The sequence below is a fragment of the Campylobacter sp. CNRCH_2016_3089 genome (genome assembly GCF_025772505.1).
GTDB lineage: Bacteria > Campylobacterota > Campylobacteria > Campylobacterales > Campylobacteraceae > Campylobacter_D > Campylobacter_D lari_D.
Window position 1 is genome coordinate 133,387 of the sequence record NZ_JAKMSF010000005.1, and the last position, 16,405, is coordinate 149,791.

Sequence of the window (16,405 nt, forward strand, 5' to 3'; positions counted from 1 at the left end):
TTAACAAAAATTATTATTTTTCATTCAGTAAAAATCTTAATGATGGATACTTATTTAGCTTATAAAAGGATTTTAAAGTTAAAGAGATATAATAAATATTTCTCACATGTCAATTAAAATCTACTTAAAAAAACTGTATAATATATTTTTTGGATAAAATTATCACAAAATTTTGTAGTATATATAATAGTATTATCAATAAAATAAATATTAATATATATAATTATTTAATAAAAAATTTATTTAAAAAACAACTTAGCAAACTAGCAATAATTATAAAAATAATATAAATATAAAAATACTCCTTATATACAAAATTAACAATAAAAGGGGTTATAAAACCCAAAATCGCATAAGAAATATTATAAGCAAAAGAAAGACCACTCGATCTTAACTCTGTGGTAAAAATTTGAGTCATAAAAATAGGAGCAAAAGCTATAATACCTTGTGCAAAACAAGCAAGCAAATAAAATAACAAAAACCACTCATTATAAAAGCTAAAAGCTATACCAAAAATTCCAAAAAGTAAAGTGAAAATCAAACAAATTTTAAAATGTCCTAAAAAATCTGCTAAATATCCTTGTGCTAAACTTCCTAGTATGATCATCACTATGGCCAAATTTTGATATAACAAAGCAGTAGTTTTGCTAACTCCTAATAAGCTTTCAAAATATTGTGGCAGTATCATTAAAGTAGCCACCCCACTTGTTAAAACCACAGTAAGTAAAGCGCATATTAACATACTTTTTTTATGTGTTTTTAAAGCCTGCAAAAGTGGGAAATTTAAAATTTTTTCTTTTGCTTTTATATTTTTAAAAGCTGGTGTTTCATTCAATTTCGTGCGTAAAAATAAAGCCAATATACCAAAAAATCCTCCTATAAAAAAAGGAATTCTCCAAGCAAAGCTTTCTACTTCTTCTTTATCAAAATACGCATATATAGTCAAAGTCGCTAAATTTCCAAGCAATAAACCTAAAGTCAAAGTCGCTGAAATAAAACCAAGTGCCAAGCCAAGTCTTTTTTTACTCACAAATTCACTCACAAAAATCCAAGCACCGCTAACTTCAGCTCCTATGGCTAATCCTTGGGCTATCCTAATAACAAAAAGCATAAAAGTAGCCAAAAGCCCTATGCTTTCATAAGTAGGTAAAAAGGCCAAAATAAAACTTGGTACAACCATTAAAAGCATGCTAATATAAAAAACATTCTTACGCCCTTTTATATCTGCAAAATGCGCTAAAACAACAGCACCAAAAGGTCTGGCTAAATACCCTGCCCCAAAGGCTACATAAGTATAGATTAATGGCCAAAAATCATCATTTTGAGGAAAGAAAATTTTTGCAAAAACACTTGCAAAGAAGATAAATAAAACAAAATCATAAAATTCCAAAATACCACCTAAGGAAGCATAGATGGTATTTTTAAAAGCTTTTTGCATTATTAAATTTTGCCACCTTCGATTACTACATCATCAGCTTTTATATCATCGCTAAAAAATGGCTTTAAAGTTTCATCATAAGCTTTGTGGAAAAATTGTTCATTTTGTAATTTTAAAATCAAATCATTGATAAAATTTAACATAGCTTCGTCACCTTTTTTTACAGCAGGAGCTATAACATCATGATTTCCAAGTTCTTTAATCACTACTTCAAAATTTGGATTTTCTTTAGCCCAAGCAAAAAGCAATGCATTATCATGACTTAACGCATCACCTCTTTTACCAATTAAAGCTGCAAAAGTTTCTGTATTTTGATCAAATTTAATCGTTTTAATATCTGGCATATTTTTTGTAAAATACGCATCAGCTGTTGTGCCTTTATTTAAAATTAAAGTTTTATTTTTTAAATCATCTAAAGTTTCAATATCTGATTCTTTAGGAGCCACCACCCCAAGAGCAACTTTCATATAAGGTAATGCAAAATCAACCACAGCTTCTCTTTCTGGGGTTTTTGTAAAATTTGCTAAGATTAAATCTACTTTATTTGATTCTAAAAATTCTACTCTATTTGCTGCTTCAACAAGTACAAATTGCACTTTAGACTCATCTCCTAAAAGCTCTTTTGCTATGCGTTTAGCAAAATATACATCATAACCTTGATTTTTCCCTTGTGCGTCTAGGTAACCAAACGGAGGTTTATCGCCAAATACACCTATACGGATTACACCTTGCTGTTTGATTTTCTCTATGGAATTTTCATTAGAGCTCGAATTTGAGCATGCACTAAAAAAAAGTGCCATCAAAAATGATAAAAGAAAAATTTTTTTCATGTTTTATCCTTATGATTAAAAATTTAAATTTTTAAACCTTATATTATTTTTTTAAATAAATATTTTAAAAAAATAAAATTAACGATGAAAATCAAACAAATTGAGAAATTTTTTCGCACGATCTGTCTTTGGATTTTCAAAAAATTCATCAGGATTTGAAATTTCTACTATTTTACCATCATCCATAAAAACTATTTTATCAGCAACTGCTCTTGCAAAACCCATTTCATGTGTAACTATAAGCATAGTCATACCATCTTTTGCTAAATTTAAAATCACATCTAAAACTTCACGCACGATTTCAGGATCAAGTGCTGCTGTAACTTCATCAAAAAGCATGATTTCAGGGTTCATACAAAGACTTCTAACTATGGCTATGCGTTGCTTTTGTCCACCGCTTAATTCTTTAGGATAAGCTTTTATTTTATGCAAAAGTCCTACTCTATCAAGCCAGTATTTTGTTTCTTCTAAAACCTCTTCTTTTTTTCTTTTTTGCACCTTTAAAGGTCCTAAAAGTATATTTTGCTCAACATTTAAATGATCAAAAAGCTCATAAGATTGAAACACCATACCTATTTTTTGACGAATTTGAGTCCATTTTTTATAATTTTTATCAATTTTCTCATCATCTACTAAAATAGCTCCATCAGCCATTTCTTCTAAGCCATTAATACATCTTAAAAGTGTAGATTTCCCACAACCACTTGGACCTAGTATAACCACTACTTCTTTTTGATTTACTTCTAAATTAATATCTTTTAAAACATGATGATCATCATAATATTTTTGTAAATTTTGTATTTTTAAAATGCTCATATTAGCTCCATTTTTTCTCTAAAAACTTTGAATATACTGACAAAGGATAACAAAGTATAAAATAAATCAATAAAATCAAACCATAAATCACAAAAGCCGCATAAGAATTTTGAAATAAATTAAGCTCAATCACTTGTTGACCTACTTTAATAAGCTCTATACCACCGATTAGATAAATCACTGAAGTGCTTTTAATAATTCTTGTAAAAAGATTAATACTCATTGGTAATAATCTTCTCAAAGATAAAGGTATAATGATAAAAAGATAAACTTCAAATTTATTAAAACCTAGTGAAAGTCCTGACTCATACTGATGTTTTGGTATACTTGCTAAAGATGATCTAACCAAATCCATCATCTCAAACACACCCCAAATACTAAAAACAATAATACTTGAACCCAAAGCACTCAAATGCCATCCAAACCATTTCGCCAAGCCAAAATGCACTATAAAAAGCCAAACAATCAAAGGCATAATACGCACAAACTCAAGCATAAAACGACAAAAAACATAAAGGAATTTGTTTTTAGAATGCATTAAAATTCCAAAAAATACTCCTCCTATGAGTGAAATCAAAACGCTAATCAATGAAAGCTCTAAAGTAACCTTTAAACCTTGCACTAGTCTAAAAAAGGTATCTTGATTTAAAATTTCAAACATAATTTAACCTTTTTTCTATACGGTTTAACACTAAAGATAAAGGTAAAATCAAGATCAAATAACAAAGCACCAAAGCAAATAATGCTTCGTTACTTTTATAATAAAGCCCTATAAGATCTTTAGCCACATATACTAAATCTGCTAAAGCAATAATGCTTACTACAGAAGTTTCTTTAAGTAAAAAAATGATATTTGCACTAATGCTTGGCATAGCTATACCCAAAGCTTGAGGCATAATAATATAACGGAAATTTTGCCATTTACTCAAACCCAAAGAAAGTCCTGATTCATATTGTTGTTTTTTAACCGCTTCCATACCCGCTCTTAAACTTTCAGCCATATAAGAACCACCTAAAAAACTAAGTCCTATTACAGCACAAGCAAAAGAGCTAAGTTGAATTCCAAATTCAGGTAAAGCATAATATAAAAAGAAAAGTTGGATTAGCAAAGGTGTATTTCTTGAAAATTCTATATAAATTTTACAAATTGTGTTTAAAAAGGAAAATTTAAAATAACTCACTCCCACACAAAATAAACCTACTAAAAATGAAAAAAACACCCCATAAATAGCAAGTTTTAATGTAAGCCAAGAAGCTTGTATAAACATAGGGCTAAACTTGACTAAAAAATCAAAATCCATGAAACCATCCATACTTTAAAATATAATATTGTAACAAATAAGACTTAAAAAGACTTAATTAAATTTTGCATTTTTTCTTTATTTAAAATTACTATTTTACCTTTATTTGTGCAAATAAGCTCATTTTGTTTTAATTCTTTTAAAAAACGCGACAAAGATTCTGGGGGTAAATTTAAAATCACAGCGATTTCTTTTTGTTTTAAATTTTGTAGCTTTTCTTCATTTTCTAGTAAAAAGCCGACTAATCTTGACTTTAAATCCAAAGATTTTTGTCTGATAAAATTTTCTAAAATTCGAATTTTACCGATTAAAGAAGTCAAAAGTAAAAAACTAAATTCTCCATTTTCTAAGCATAATTTTTTAAATTCATTAAAATCAAAAACACAAATTTCACAATCTTGCTCACAAATTGCATTGGCTGGGTAATCAATACCCTCAAACACAGGCATTTCAGCTATAAAATTTACTGGAGTTAGAGCGTGTAGTGTTAGCTCAAAACCTTTTGCATTCACCTTATATATACGCACTTTTCCACTTAATAAAATGTAAATTTTATTTGCTTTTTCACCTTGAAAAAATAAAATATTTCCTTTCTTAAAATACTTCTTTTCGCCCTTTGAAATCAAAATTTCAAAATGTTTATCCATTTTCTTTTTCCATATTTTTAATACTTTCTTTTGCTTTTAAAACCAGCTCTTCATCATCTGCAAAATCAAAAAATTTAAAGTGATTTCCATGTTGCACTCTACCATCTAGCAAATCCCCACTTAACCTGTTTTTTAAATCAAGCTCAGCTATTTTAAACCCATCTAAAGTTTTAGCAAATTCAAGCAAACGACTTGGAATTTCTTTTTGCTTAGTATATAAATAACAAAAGCTCTCAAGCCCTACTCTACCTACCCTACCTCGAAGCTGATGTAAGGTAGCAAGCCCAAGTCTTTCAGCCCCAACAACTACAATCACGCTTAGTCTTGGTAAAGAAATTCCCACTTCAACCACGGTCGTAGAAAGTAAAATCGTGCCTTTTTCTCTAAATTCTTGCAAAATTTGATCTTTATTTTTATCTTTTCCATGAGTCACATAAACATTTTTGTATTTGTTTATCCAATACCCTTGTGCTTGTTCTAGTGATAAATAATCTATATTTTCACTTTCATTTACCAAAGGATAAATGATGATCACTTGATGATTTTTAGCTAGTTCATCATCGATTTTTTTAAGCAAATATTTAAAATCTTTATCTTGTATGCAAAAAGTTTTAATGTCTTTTTTAAAAGGCATTTGTTTAATAAAACTAAAATTTACAAGCTCACTTTGTATCATAGAAAGTGTTCTTGGTATAGGTGTAGCAGAAAATTGCACGATATGTGGAGCATATTGAGAGTTTTTACTAAGCTCACTTATTTTTTGTCTTTGATTAGAGCCAAAGCGATGTTGCTCATCTATCATCACTAAAACTGCTTCAAATTCTTCTTGATAAATGAGCGCATGTGTACCTATGATAAAATGGGCTTGTTCTTTTAATTTTACTAAATCTTTATCTTTTTTACCACCCTTTAAAAGCAATACATTAACAAAATCAGGCAAAAGTCTTTTTGCTTCATGATAAATTTGCTCTGCTAATATACTAGTTGGAGCCATTAAAATAGCCTTTTTAGGATATACTAGCAAACTTGCAGCAAGTATGACCAAAGTCTTACCACAACCCACATCACCCATTACCACACGCCTTTTAGCGACTTTATTTTGTAAATCTTTTTTAATATCTTCTATTGCTAAAAGCTGATCATTTGTAGGGCTAAATTCTAAACCTTTAAGCCAAGAGCTTATATCAAAAAGTTCTATTTCATAAGCATTTTGTGATATTTTTTTACCCTTTAAACGCCTTAAATGATTAAAAATTTCTATATATTTTAAATCTTTAACTATGGCATTAAAATTTTTATAAAGAATTAAATCATCATAATTGTGTAAATTCAAAAGTAAATTGATATATTTTTGTTCTAAATTTAGCGCTTTTAAATTAGCTTCATTGACATATTTTAAAATAAGCTTTTTGATGCTTTCATCTTTAATAGAGCTAATTTGGTATTTAGGGATTATTTGACCTATGTTTTTTACTATTTTTGGGTTTATAAACTGCCAAATTCCATTAAAAAAATTCATCTTTGCATGGATACAAACCAAAGCATTATGTTTAAAAATTTTAAAATGCCATTTATTAGGATGAAAAATTACTATATTTGCTTTTATACCCCATTCTAAACATTCACAAAGTATAAAAAGCTGGGAGTGATGATTTTGTGTGCTAATAATTTTTACATTTTGAGTGCAAAATGTATCTTTTGGAAACTTTGAAATTCTAAAATCATCAAATTTTTTAGGTAAAATCAAAGCCAAATCGATACAATTTTTAACCCCTAAAGCATGAAGTAGTTTTAAGTCCTTTTCTTCAACTTTCATTTTCTATGCTTGCAAAACTCACTTTGGTAATTTCACTATGTGCTTTGATGAAGTCATTTAACTCATCTAAATTAGTGTTTTTAATCTTTTGCATTTCTTCTTTTAAATTTCCAAGTTTTAAACCATGCAAATATTCATTTAGTATTATATCTAGTCTTTTAGCCAAGTTTTCATACCTTAAAGGCATAGATCCTACTAAAAATTGTTTAGCTAGTTGAAATTCTTTTTCATTGACTCCATTTTGGACAAAGTTTTCAAAAACTTCCTTAACTAAAGCTTTAGCCTCATTAGAACTTTCATTTTTAGTTTGCAAATACCCAAAAACTCTACTATAATTTAAATTTACATCAAGCATAGCATATGCTGAATACGCCAAGCCTCTTTTTACACGCACTTCTTCCATCAAACGCGAACCAAAACCACCTTGACCTAAAATAAACAAAGCAAGTTTAGCTAAATACATTTTCTCATCATTAATTTGTATATTAAATGGAGAGCAAAAGTATATATAAGCTTGCTCAGTGCTTTTTTGCTCACTTACTTCTATACTCTCATCAACGAGCTTGTAGCTTTTGTTTTGATTTGGGGCATTTCTTTTTAGAATTTGGCAAATTTTTTCTACTTTAATCTTTACTTCATCTTCTTTAATATCTCCACCAAAAACAAATAAAGCATTATCAAGTACTAAATTTTCACTCATAAAATCTTGTAATTCTTTTAAACTAATCTTTTCTATGCTTTCTTTAGTCCCATCAAGACCACTAGCAAAAATTTCATCTTTAAAAACATTCTTATTCAAAAGTCTTTTTGCTTGATAATCATAATCAGTATTTAAACTTGCAAGCTCACCTAAAGCTAAAGTTTTTAATCTTTGTAAAATTTTTTCTTCAAAACGCACATTTAAAAACAATTCTTGTAATTTTTCTAAAGCAAAATCAAAATGTTCTTTCAAGCATTTAATACTAATTTGAAAATGTTCAAAACTAGCCTTAGCATAAAGCTCTATAGCACGGTATTCTAAGCTTTTAAAAAACTCATCATTACTTCCTTCATTTAAAAGCCTAGCAAGCATACTTGCACAACCTCTATTGTGTTTTTCTGCTATTTTTCCACTATTTTTAAAAATGAGCTTAAAAAATACTACAGGAAGCTCATTTTCATACTCATATATTATGTCTATTTTAGTTTCATTAAAGTCTAAATTTAGCATTAAAACCTTTCTAAAATATTATAAGCTGTATCGCGTTTGGCAGGTAATTCCCCTATATCTTTAATAAGTTCTATCATTTGTTCTTGATTCATTCTATATTTTGCACCAGCTGCGGCTACAACATTTTCTTCCATCATAGTTGAACCTAAATCATTTGCACCAAATTTTAAAGCAAGTTGGCCTATTAAAGAGCCTTGCGTTACCCATGAACTTTGTAAATTTTTAAAATTATCCAAATATAATCTTGCCAAAGCTAGCAATCTTAAATATCTATTAGAGCTTTGCTTGATGATTTCAGGGTGTTTTTTGATCAAAGGAGTATTTTCACTTTGAAACGACCATAAAATAAAAGCTCTAAAGCCATTTGTTTTATCTTGTAAATTTCTTAAATGATCAAAATGTTCGATGATTTCCTCATCATTTTCAACCGTACCAAACATCATTGTAGCAGTACTTTTCATACCTATATTATGCGCACTCTCATGCACCCTAAGCCAAGTAGCTGTGTCACATTTGTGTGGTGCTATAACATCTCTCACCCTATCGCTTAATACTTCAGCACCCGCTCCAGGTATAGAAAAAAGTCCTTTGACTTGTAATCTTTTTAAAACCTCTTCTATAGAAATTTTAGAAACTCTTGCTATATAAGCTATCTCTACTGCTGAAAAACCATGCACGGTAATCGTTGGATAATTAGTTTTTATATAAGAAAGCAAATCTTCATACCATTCTATTTTAAGTTTTGGATGTACCCCGCCTTGAAATAAAATTTGCGTTCCACCTATGGCTTGTAATTCTTCTATTTTTTGCCCTATTTCTTCATATTTTAAAATATAGGAGTCATCATCTTTTTCTTTTCTACAAAAAGCACAAAAATCACAATCAATACAGCAAATATTTGTATAATTTATATTTCTATCTACCACAAAAGTAGTTATTTTTTCAGGATGAAGCTCTAATTTTCTCTCATAAGCCATTGTACCTAATTCATATAAAGGTGCATTTTGGAGCAAATTTAACGCTTCTTTTTTACTTAATCTACTCATTCTTAAACCTTTTTTGTAAAAAGGATTATTATAACATTTAAATGTAAAATAATCTTAAAGACGATATAATCAAGCCCTTTAATTTCATATATTCATAGGATACTCATGACTTATAGGTCTTTACTTAAAAATAATAAAACTTTTCGCCTTTTAGCAATAGTACAATTTATAAGTTATTTTGGTGCGTGGTTTTCTCAAGTAGGTGTTTTTACCCTTTTAACCAAAGAACTCGGTGCACCTGCTAATATCATAGGTTTTTCAGCTATTTTTGTTTTTTTACCTTCTATTATACTTGCACCTATAAATGGGGTTATAGTAGATAGATTTAAACCTAAGAATTTATTACTCACAATGATTAGTATTGAAATGATTTCTATTTTTATGTTAATTTTTGTAAATTCTTTAGCCATGCTTTGGTTGTTATACTTTTTAACCTTTGTTCGTATGGCGGTTGCAAGTATGTATTTTCAAACAGAAATGTCAGTTTTACCTAAAATTTTAACCCCGCAAGAATTAAAACTAGGCAATGAGCTTCATAGTATCATATGGGCTGTATCATATGCTTTGGGTATGGGTGCAGCAGGGCTTTTTATAGATCTTTTTGGAGTAAAGCCAGCCTTTATAGCTGATACTTTAATGCTATTTTGTGCTATGCTTATACTCAAAACTTTGATTTTACCTAATGAAAAAAATACCACACAAAATAATCTTTTTATATTAATCAAAGAAGGCTTAGTTTATGTATTTAATAATAAAAAAATCATTCATTTGATTTTACTTCATGGGGTTGTAGGGATAACTGCTTATGATGTTTTAATCACTCTTTTAGCAGAATATGAATACGCAAAAGTTATTTCCATACCTCTAGCCATAGGGCTTTCTAATGCTATAAGAGCCATATCTTTACTTATAGGCCCTTATGTGCTTAGTCCTTATATTAATAAAAACACTTTGGTATATTTATACTTAGCGCAAGGTGTGGGTATAATGCTTTGGGCTTGCTTGCAATTTAACTTTTATCTTGCTTTTGTAGGCTTGGTAATGGCTGGTTTTTGCACTTCATCTTTATGGAGCTATACCTATACACTTTTGCAAAATGATTGCGACAAAAGATACTATGGCAGAGTGATTGCCTACAATGATATGGTATATTTAACCTTTAGTGCAATTATTGCTTTTTCAACAGGATATTTATTTGAATTTTATGGAATAAAACTAAGTCATTTTACTTTTGGCTTGGGAGTATGTTTTATCTTTGCAGCAATTTATTGGTGGTGGTTTAATAAAAAATATAATTAATCCACCTTAGAATAATAAACTCCACCTGCTGAAAAGTTTTTTTCAAAATAAGCTGTTTCAGGCACAAGATCTGACTTTCCTGGGTAAATTCTACCTTCTTTATTCAATATCCTATAAAAACGCTCCATAAGTCTTATTTTAAAATCTTGATCAAAATATATCATCATATTTCTTGAAAAAATCACATCAAATTTTCCAAATTTAAATAAAGAATCATCAAAGACATTACAAAGATCAAAACGGCATCTGCAAGCTAGGGTTTCTTTTTTAAGATGATACATTCTATCTTTTACATCAAAATAACGCGTTTTTTGCATAGTGTTTAATCTAGATACTGAACGCTCTGAATAAATCATTTCATTACATTTATCTATCATTTTTTTATTAATATCTATACCAACTATATTCATACCTTTAACAAAATTCTCACTTGCTAAAATAGCTAAAGAATACACTTCTTCGCCGCTTGAACATGGAGCACAAAGCACATTTACAGGGCGATCAAGAGATTTTATATAAAAAATCACATCTTTTAATTGCTCTAATTCTCTAAAAAAATAAGTCTCACAAACTGTAATAAAATCCATAGTTTCTTGTTTTAAATTTCTTTGAAACTGCACTTTTTCATTTAATTCACTAAGACTGCTCAAGCCTAATTCTTGTAAAAATTTAGGAAGTTTAATAGATAATATATCCTTTTTCGCATTTAAGTTATTTCCACTTATTTGCTCTACGATTTTTACAAAATCATTCATTTCATTTTCTGTAATCTTTATCATCTTTTTTTGTCCTACGATTTGATGAAATTTGTTATTTCTTTTTTGAGTTCTATTAAACTCATAGGTTTTAAATTTGGATTAGTATCTCTAGCTTTTTTTGGCATACCATATACTATAGAATCTGCCTCATTTTCGCACAAACACCTTACTCCTGCTTTATAAAGTTCAAACAAAGACTTAGCACCATCATCGCCCATTCCTGTCATAATCAAAGCTAAAATTTTATGATATTTACAAAGATTAACAGCAGAATTAAATAGCACATCAATCCCTGGATTAAAACTACTAGTTTCATCTGTAGTATTTAATGTTAAGGTATTGTTGCCACTTAAGATCATATTTCTTTGACAAATATAAATTTTATTTTTCAAAACTTCCTTATCACTTGGTATAATCACCTCGCTTAATGCTTCTTTGTTAAATTGATTTACAAAAGAAGGAATAAACGCAGGATTCATATGCTGAGCAATCACTACTGCACAATCTTTCAATTCTACATCATTTAGTAAAAACTTTAGTTGGCTTGGGCCACCTGTTGAAGAACCAATTAGTATAAGCTTCATTTTTTACCTTAAATAATTATTGTTATTATATCAAATAAATATTTGAAAACATAAAAAAATAATTATATATAAGAAAGAAAAATTTTAATTAAATATGATAAAATTAATACTTTAAATTTCAAAAATGATAAAGTGAATGTTAAATGTTAAGAGAAAAAATTTATATTGCAAGTGATCATGCTGGTTTTATTTTAAAGCAAGAAATTACTAAATTTTTACAAGAAAAAAATATTACTTTTGAAGACTTAGGTCCTTTTAGTGAGGATCGTTGTGATTATCCTGATTATGCACATTTATTAAGCTCTAAAATAAATGAAAAAAGTTTTGGAATTTTAGTATGCGGATCAGGAATTGGTATGAGTATAGCAGCAAATCGTCATAAAAATATACGCTGTGCTTTGTGTAATGAATCTTTAAGTGCTAAACTTTCAAGAGAACACAATGACGCAAATGTTTTAGCGCTAGGAGCTAGATTAATAGGGGTTGATATGGCTTTTGAAATTATCTCAAATTTTATCAACACTTCTTTTAGCGGCGGAAGACATTGCACAAGAATTAGCAAAATAGAGGAAAGATTATGATCTTAAGTTGGCTTGTATTAACTGTATTAATTTGTATTAGTATTTATATGACTATTATGTTACTTTATTATAAAACCCTGCTTCATAAAGAAAAAGTGGCAAAAGAATTTATAAAAAACAACCTTGATGATACTGAAATTGTTATTAGAAAACTACAAGTACAACTTCAAAGAAGTTTGGGTAATATTGATATTTTAACTGAAGAATTAAACAAAAGCAAAGCAGATTTAACCTCTCTTAGAACAAGAAATTCACAATATCGTATTGAAAATGAAAAACTAAGACAAAGAATCAAAGAATTAGAAGCAAAAATAGAGGCATTATTATGATAAAAGAGCAAGATAAAAAATATTTACTAGATAGCATTAGAGCTATTAAGGACTTTCCAAAAGAAGGGATTGTTTTTAGAGATATTACTACTTTATTAAACAACAAAGAAGCGTTTGCGTTTTTAATGGATCATTTAGTTGAAAAATATCAAAACGCAAAGCTTGATTATATCGTTGGTATAGAAAGTAGAGGTTTTATTTTTGGAGCTGCCTTGAGCGCTAGATTAAGACTTCCTTTTGTACCCATAAGAAAACCTGGAAAGCTACCTTCAAAATGCTTACAAGAATCTTATAGTTTAGAATATGGCAGTGATACTATAGAAATTCATATCGATGCTTTTAATAATCAAAAAGCAAATGTTTTACTTATAGATGATCTTATCGCTACAGGTGGCACAGCTATCGCTGCTGTGAAACTTATAGAAAAACTCAATGCAAAATGTGTTGAAGCTTGTTTTTTACTAGAGTTAAAAGATCTAGATGGTGCTAAAGAATTAGCTAAATTAACTTCTGTTTATAGTGTTTTAGAGGTATAAAATGGAAGAATTTTTAAAACAACTTTTGTATGATTATAAAAATTGGGCTTATATTATTGTGTTTTTATGGTGCATACTTGAAGGAGAACTTGCACTTATTTTAGCAGGTATTTTTGCACATGAAGGCCATGTAAATTTAGGACTTATTATTTTTATAGCAGGCTTAGGTGGCTTTGTAGGCGATCAAATATACTTTTATATAGGAAGATATAACAAAAAATACATTCAGAAAAAACTTCGCACCCAAAGGCGTAAATTTGCCATAGCACACTTACTTTTACAGCGTTTTGGCTGGCCTATTATCTTCATACAAAGATATATGTATGGTTTTAGAACTATTATACCTATGAGTATAGGATTAACTCGCTATAGTGCTAAAAAATTTGCTTTTATCAATCTTATTAGTGCGTGGGCTTGGGCTGCTATAACTATTTTACTTGCATGGTTTTTTGGAAAAGAAATTTGGCTTGCAGTAGAATGGGCTGGAAATCATTGGTATTTTGCAGTGCCAATTATTGCTGGCTTTTTATTAGCTTTATTTTTAGGAATGAAACAAATAGAAAAATCAATACTTACAAGAAGGACTCGCAAATGACTTTTAATTTTATAGAAGAAAATATCGGCTCTATAAATGCTGATTTTGAAATCATTTTAATACAAGATAAAAAAATAGAAAAATACACTCAAAGTCAAGAACTTTTCAAGCTTTCAAGCTATAAAGGTGAAGGAATTTGCATAGATATGCAAAATAAAATTCTTTATAGTGAACTTAAAAGCTTAGAATATGAAGATATAAGGCTTGCTTTTGCAAATGCATACAAAGCTTTAAAAAAACTTGAAATTCAAAGCGTAAAAACAAAAAGTGTCATAGGAAAATGTGTAGTAAATAGCTTTAATGCTATGATTCAAGGATTTACTTTTGGTGCTTATGAATTTAATAAATACAAAAAAGAAAAAACACCAAGCAAATTAGAAAATATCTTCATTGCAAAAGATGAAATTAATAATAAAACATACAACCTAGAAGAAGCTTGCATAGGTATAAACTATGGTCAAATTTTTTCAAATGCTTGTGATTTTGCAAAAAATATCGTTAATGAAATCCCACAAATTTACACTCCTGCCAAAATGGCCGAAGATGCGCTTGAACTGAGCCAAAATAATTCTAATATTTTATGTAAAATTTATGAAAGCGATTTCTTAGAGCAAGAAAAAATGCAAGCATTTTTAGCAGTAAATCGTGCTTCAATTCATCCCCCAAAACTCATTCATCTTTCTTATAAACCACAAAATCCAAAAATGAAAGTAGTGTTTGTAGGTAAAGGGCTAACTTATGATAGTGGTGGACTTAGTTTAAAACCCGCTGATTACATGCTAACGATGAAATCAGATAAAAGCGGTGGTGCGGCTGCAATGGCTATTATTAAAGGTGCAAGCGAGTTAAACCTTGATATAGAAGTTCATTCTATCATCGGCGCAACTGAAAACATGATAGGTGGAAATGCTTATAAACCTGATGATGTGCTTATTTCAAGAGAAGGTGTGAGTATAGAGGTTAGAAATACCGACGCAGAAGGAAGATTAGTTTTAGCAGATTGTCTTTCACTTGCTCAAGATCTAAAACCTGATTTATTAATAGATCTTGCTACTTTAACTGGAGCTTGCGTGGTAGGACTTGGAGAATACACAAGTGCCATCATGGGAAATAATGAAGATTTGCAAAATGAATTTTATAAAATAAGTAAAAAAAGTGGAGATTTAGCTACTATTTTACATTTTAATCCGCACTTAAAAGAGCTTATAAAATCAAACATAGCAGATGTTAGTAATACCTCTTCAAGTCGTTATGGCGGAGCCATTACTGCGGGATTATTTTTAAATTCTTTCATTAGAGAAGAATACAAAGACAAATGGCTACATTTAGACATTGCAGGACCAGCTTATTTAGAAAAGGCTTGGGGTTATCACTGTTTTGGTGCAACCGGAGCAGGTGTTAGAATGTGTCTTTCATATTTACTTTATCTTTCAAGGAAACAAAAATGAGTTTATCAGTTGGTATAGTAGGACTTCCAAATGTTGGAAAATCTACCACTTTTAACGCTCTAACAAGAGCACAAAATGCTGAAAGTGCAAATTATCCATTTTGCACCATAGAACCAAACAAAGCAGTAGTGCCTGTGCCTGATCATCGCTTAAAAGAGCTAGCAAAAATCGTTAATCCACAAAAAATCATACGCTCAAATATAGAATTTGTTGATATAGCAGGCTTAGTAGCAGGAGCTAGCAAAGGTGAGGGTTTGGGTAATAAATTTTTATCTAACATACGCGAAACAGAGATGATTTTACATATTGTGCGTTGTTTTGATGATGAAAATATTACCCATGTTGCAGGTAGTGTTGATCCTGTGCGTGATGTGCAAATCATAGAAACAGAACTTATACTAGCAGATATAGAACAACTTAGCAAAAAAATAGAAAAACTCACTAAAGGTGCAAAGGCCAATGAAAAAGGTGCAAAAGAAAGTTTAGCTTTAGCTAATGAACTTTTAGAGCATTTAAATCAAAATAATAGCGCAAGTTCTTTTGCTAATAAAAATGAAGTCTATCATGCTCTTATAAAAGAACTAAGATTGCTTTCAGCTAAGGAAGTAATATATGGAGCAAATGTAGATGAGAATTCACTTTTAGAAGATAATGAATTTGTAAAAGATCTTAAAGAATTTGCAGCAAAATCAGGTCATGAAGTAATCAAACTTTGCTCTAAAATAGAAGAAGAAATGATAGCTTTAAGCGATGAAGAAAATTATGAATTTTTAAAATCTTTAGGTATAGAAAGTAGCGGGCTTGAAGTAGTTATACGCACAGCATTTTCAAAGCTAAACTTGATTAGCTATTTTACAGCAGGTCAAGTAGAAGTTAGATCATGGACTATACAAAGAGGTTGGAAAGCACCAAAAGCAGCAAGCGTGATCCATAATGACTTTGAAAAAGGTTTTATCAAAGCTGAAGTAATTTCTTATGAGGATTATATCGCTTGCAAAGGCGAAAGTGGTGCTAAAGAAGCAGGAAAACTACGCCTTGAAGGGAAAGATTATATCGTACAAGATGGCGATGTAATGCATTTTAGATTTAATGTTTAATTTCAATTGCAAGCTAAAACAGCTTGCAATCTCAAAAATACACCCCTCCACTTAAATACAATTTCATTCTATGT

General features: G+C 29.5%; 18 protein-coding genes. 7 read left to right on the forward strand and 11 right to left on the reverse strand.

The features are described 5' to 3' along the window. Positions 1–223: 223 nt before the first annotated feature. From L8W69_RS04950 to L8W69_RS04990, 9 genes are all read right to left on the reverse strand, one after another. Positions 224–1,438, reverse strand: a complete 1,215-nt coding sequence (locus tag L8W69_RS04950; RefSeq protein WP_263659624.1) for an MFS transporter — start codon at positions 1,436–1,438, stop codon at positions 224–226. 2 nt (positions 1,439–1,440) lie between these two features. Further along, positions 1,441–2,238: a cysteine ABC transporter substrate-binding protein gene (locus L8W69_RS04955; protein ID WP_412175472.1), complete on the reverse strand. Its 798-nt coding sequence runs from the start codon at positions 2,236–2,238 to the stop codon at positions 1,441–1,443. 108 nt (positions 2,239–2,346) lie between these two features. Further along, entirely contained in the window at positions 2,347–3,084 is a 738-nt protein-coding gene (locus tag L8W69_RS04960) for an amino acid ABC transporter ATP-binding protein (protein WP_263666571.1), read from the reverse strand. Between the two features lies 1 nt (position 3,085). Continuing rightward, positions 3,086–3,745, reverse strand: coding sequence for an amino acid ABC transporter permease (locus L8W69_RS04965; RefSeq protein WP_263666572.1), 660 nt, complete (start codon positions 3,743–3,745; stop codon positions 3,086–3,088). Next, positions 3,738–4,385 (reverse strand): amino acid ABC transporter permease, encoded by a 648-nt coding sequence (locus L8W69_RS04970; protein WP_133318956.1) that lies wholly within the window; start codon positions 4,383–4,385, stop codon positions 3,738–3,740. Before L8W69_RS04970 ends, L8W69_RS04965 begins: the two co-directional genes overlap by 8 nt. A gap of 44 nt (positions 4,386–4,429) precedes the next feature. Beyond that, complete coding sequence (locus L8W69_RS04975; RefSeq protein ID WP_263662412.1) at positions 4,430–5,032, reverse strand: Crp/Fnr family transcriptional regulator; 603 nt, start codon at positions 5,030–5,032, stop codon at positions 4,430–4,432. Next, the gene (recG, locus tag L8W69_RS04980; protein ID WP_263666573.1) at positions 5,025–6,848 is read right to left on the reverse strand and encodes an ATP-dependent DNA helicase RecG; all 1,824 of its coding nucleotides are present in this window, start codon (positions 6,846–6,848) and stop codon (positions 5,025–5,027) included. The genes L8W69_RS04975 and recG overlap by 8 nt, the downstream gene beginning before the upstream one ends. After that, positions 6,838–8,058 carry a M16 family metallopeptidase gene (locus L8W69_RS04985; RefSeq protein ID WP_263666574.1) on the reverse strand — a complete coding sequence of 407 codons (1,221 nt, stop codon included), beginning with the start codon at positions 8,056–8,058 and terminating at the stop codon, positions 6,838–6,840. The genes recG and L8W69_RS04985 overlap by 11 nt, the downstream gene beginning before the upstream one ends. Next, complete coding sequence (locus L8W69_RS04990; protein ID WP_263666575.1) at positions 8,058–9,104, reverse strand: dehypoxanthine futalosine cyclase; 1,047 nt, start codon at positions 9,102–9,104, stop codon at positions 8,058–8,060. The genes L8W69_RS04985 and L8W69_RS04990 overlap by 1 nt, the downstream gene beginning before the upstream one ends. A gap of 105 nt (positions 9,105–9,209) precedes the next feature. Between L8W69_RS04990 and L8W69_RS04995 the strand changes: the two genes are divergently transcribed. Next, positions 9,210–10,403: an MFS transporter gene (locus L8W69_RS04995; RefSeq protein WP_133318961.1), complete on the forward strand. Its 1,194-nt coding sequence runs from the start codon at positions 9,210–9,212 to the stop codon at positions 10,401–10,403. On the opposite strand, the gene L8W69_RS05000 is transcribed toward L8W69_RS04995, so the two are convergent. Both L8W69_RS05000 and L8W69_RS05005 read right to left on the reverse strand, forming a co-directional pair. Next, positions 10,400–11,182: a CheR family methyltransferase gene (locus tag L8W69_RS05000; RefSeq protein ID WP_133318962.1), complete on the reverse strand. Its 783-nt coding sequence runs from the start codon at positions 11,180–11,182 to the stop codon at positions 10,400–10,402. The genes L8W69_RS04995 and L8W69_RS05000 overlap by 4 nt on opposite strands. An 11-nt stretch (positions 11,183–11,193) precedes the next feature. Beyond that, complete coding sequence (locus tag L8W69_RS05005; protein WP_133318963.1) at positions 11,194–11,745, reverse strand: CheB methylesterase domain-containing protein; 552 nt, start codon at positions 11,743–11,745, stop codon at positions 11,194–11,196. A gap of 143 nt (positions 11,746–11,888) precedes the next feature. On the opposite strand from L8W69_RS05005, the gene rpiB reads away from it, so the two are divergent. The 6 genes from rpiB to ychF are packed head-to-tail and all read left to right on the forward strand — an operon-like array spanning position 11,889 to position 16,331. Next, the gene (gene rpiB / locus L8W69_RS05010; protein ID WP_263660291.1) at positions 11,889–12,326 is read left to right on the forward strand and encodes a ribose 5-phosphate isomerase B; all 438 of its coding nucleotides are present in this window, start codon (positions 11,889–11,891) and stop codon (positions 12,324–12,326) included. Further along, a complete protein-coding gene (locus L8W69_RS05015) occupies positions 12,323–12,655 on the forward strand; it encodes a hypothetical protein (protein ID WP_133318965.1) in 333 nt (110 codons plus the stop codon). Before rpiB ends, L8W69_RS05015 begins: the two co-directional genes overlap by 4 nt. After that, a complete protein-coding gene (gene apt, locus L8W69_RS05020; protein WP_133318966.1) occupies positions 12,652–13,191 on the forward strand; it encodes an adenine phosphoribosyltransferase in 540 nt (179 codons plus the stop codon). Before L8W69_RS05015 ends, apt begins: the two co-directional genes overlap by 4 nt. A 1-nt stretch (position 13,192) precedes the next feature. Continuing rightward, positions 13,193–13,786 carry a DedA family protein gene (locus tag L8W69_RS05025; protein WP_133318967.1) on the forward strand — a complete coding sequence of 198 codons (594 nt, stop codon included), beginning with the start codon at positions 13,193–13,195 and terminating at the stop codon, positions 13,784–13,786. Further along, entirely contained in the window at positions 13,783–15,234 is a 1,452-nt protein-coding gene (locus L8W69_RS05030) for a leucyl aminopeptidase (protein ID WP_263666576.1), read from the forward strand. The genes L8W69_RS05025 and L8W69_RS05030 overlap by 4 nt, the downstream gene beginning before the upstream one ends. Further along, positions 15,231–16,331: a redox-regulated ATPase YchF gene (ychF, locus tag L8W69_RS05035; RefSeq protein ID WP_258109061.1), complete on the forward strand. Its 1,101-nt coding sequence runs from the start codon at positions 15,231–15,233 to the stop codon at positions 16,329–16,331. Before L8W69_RS05030 ends, ychF begins: the two co-directional genes overlap by 4 nt. The last annotated feature ends 74 nt before the right edge of the window (positions 16,332–16,405 follow it).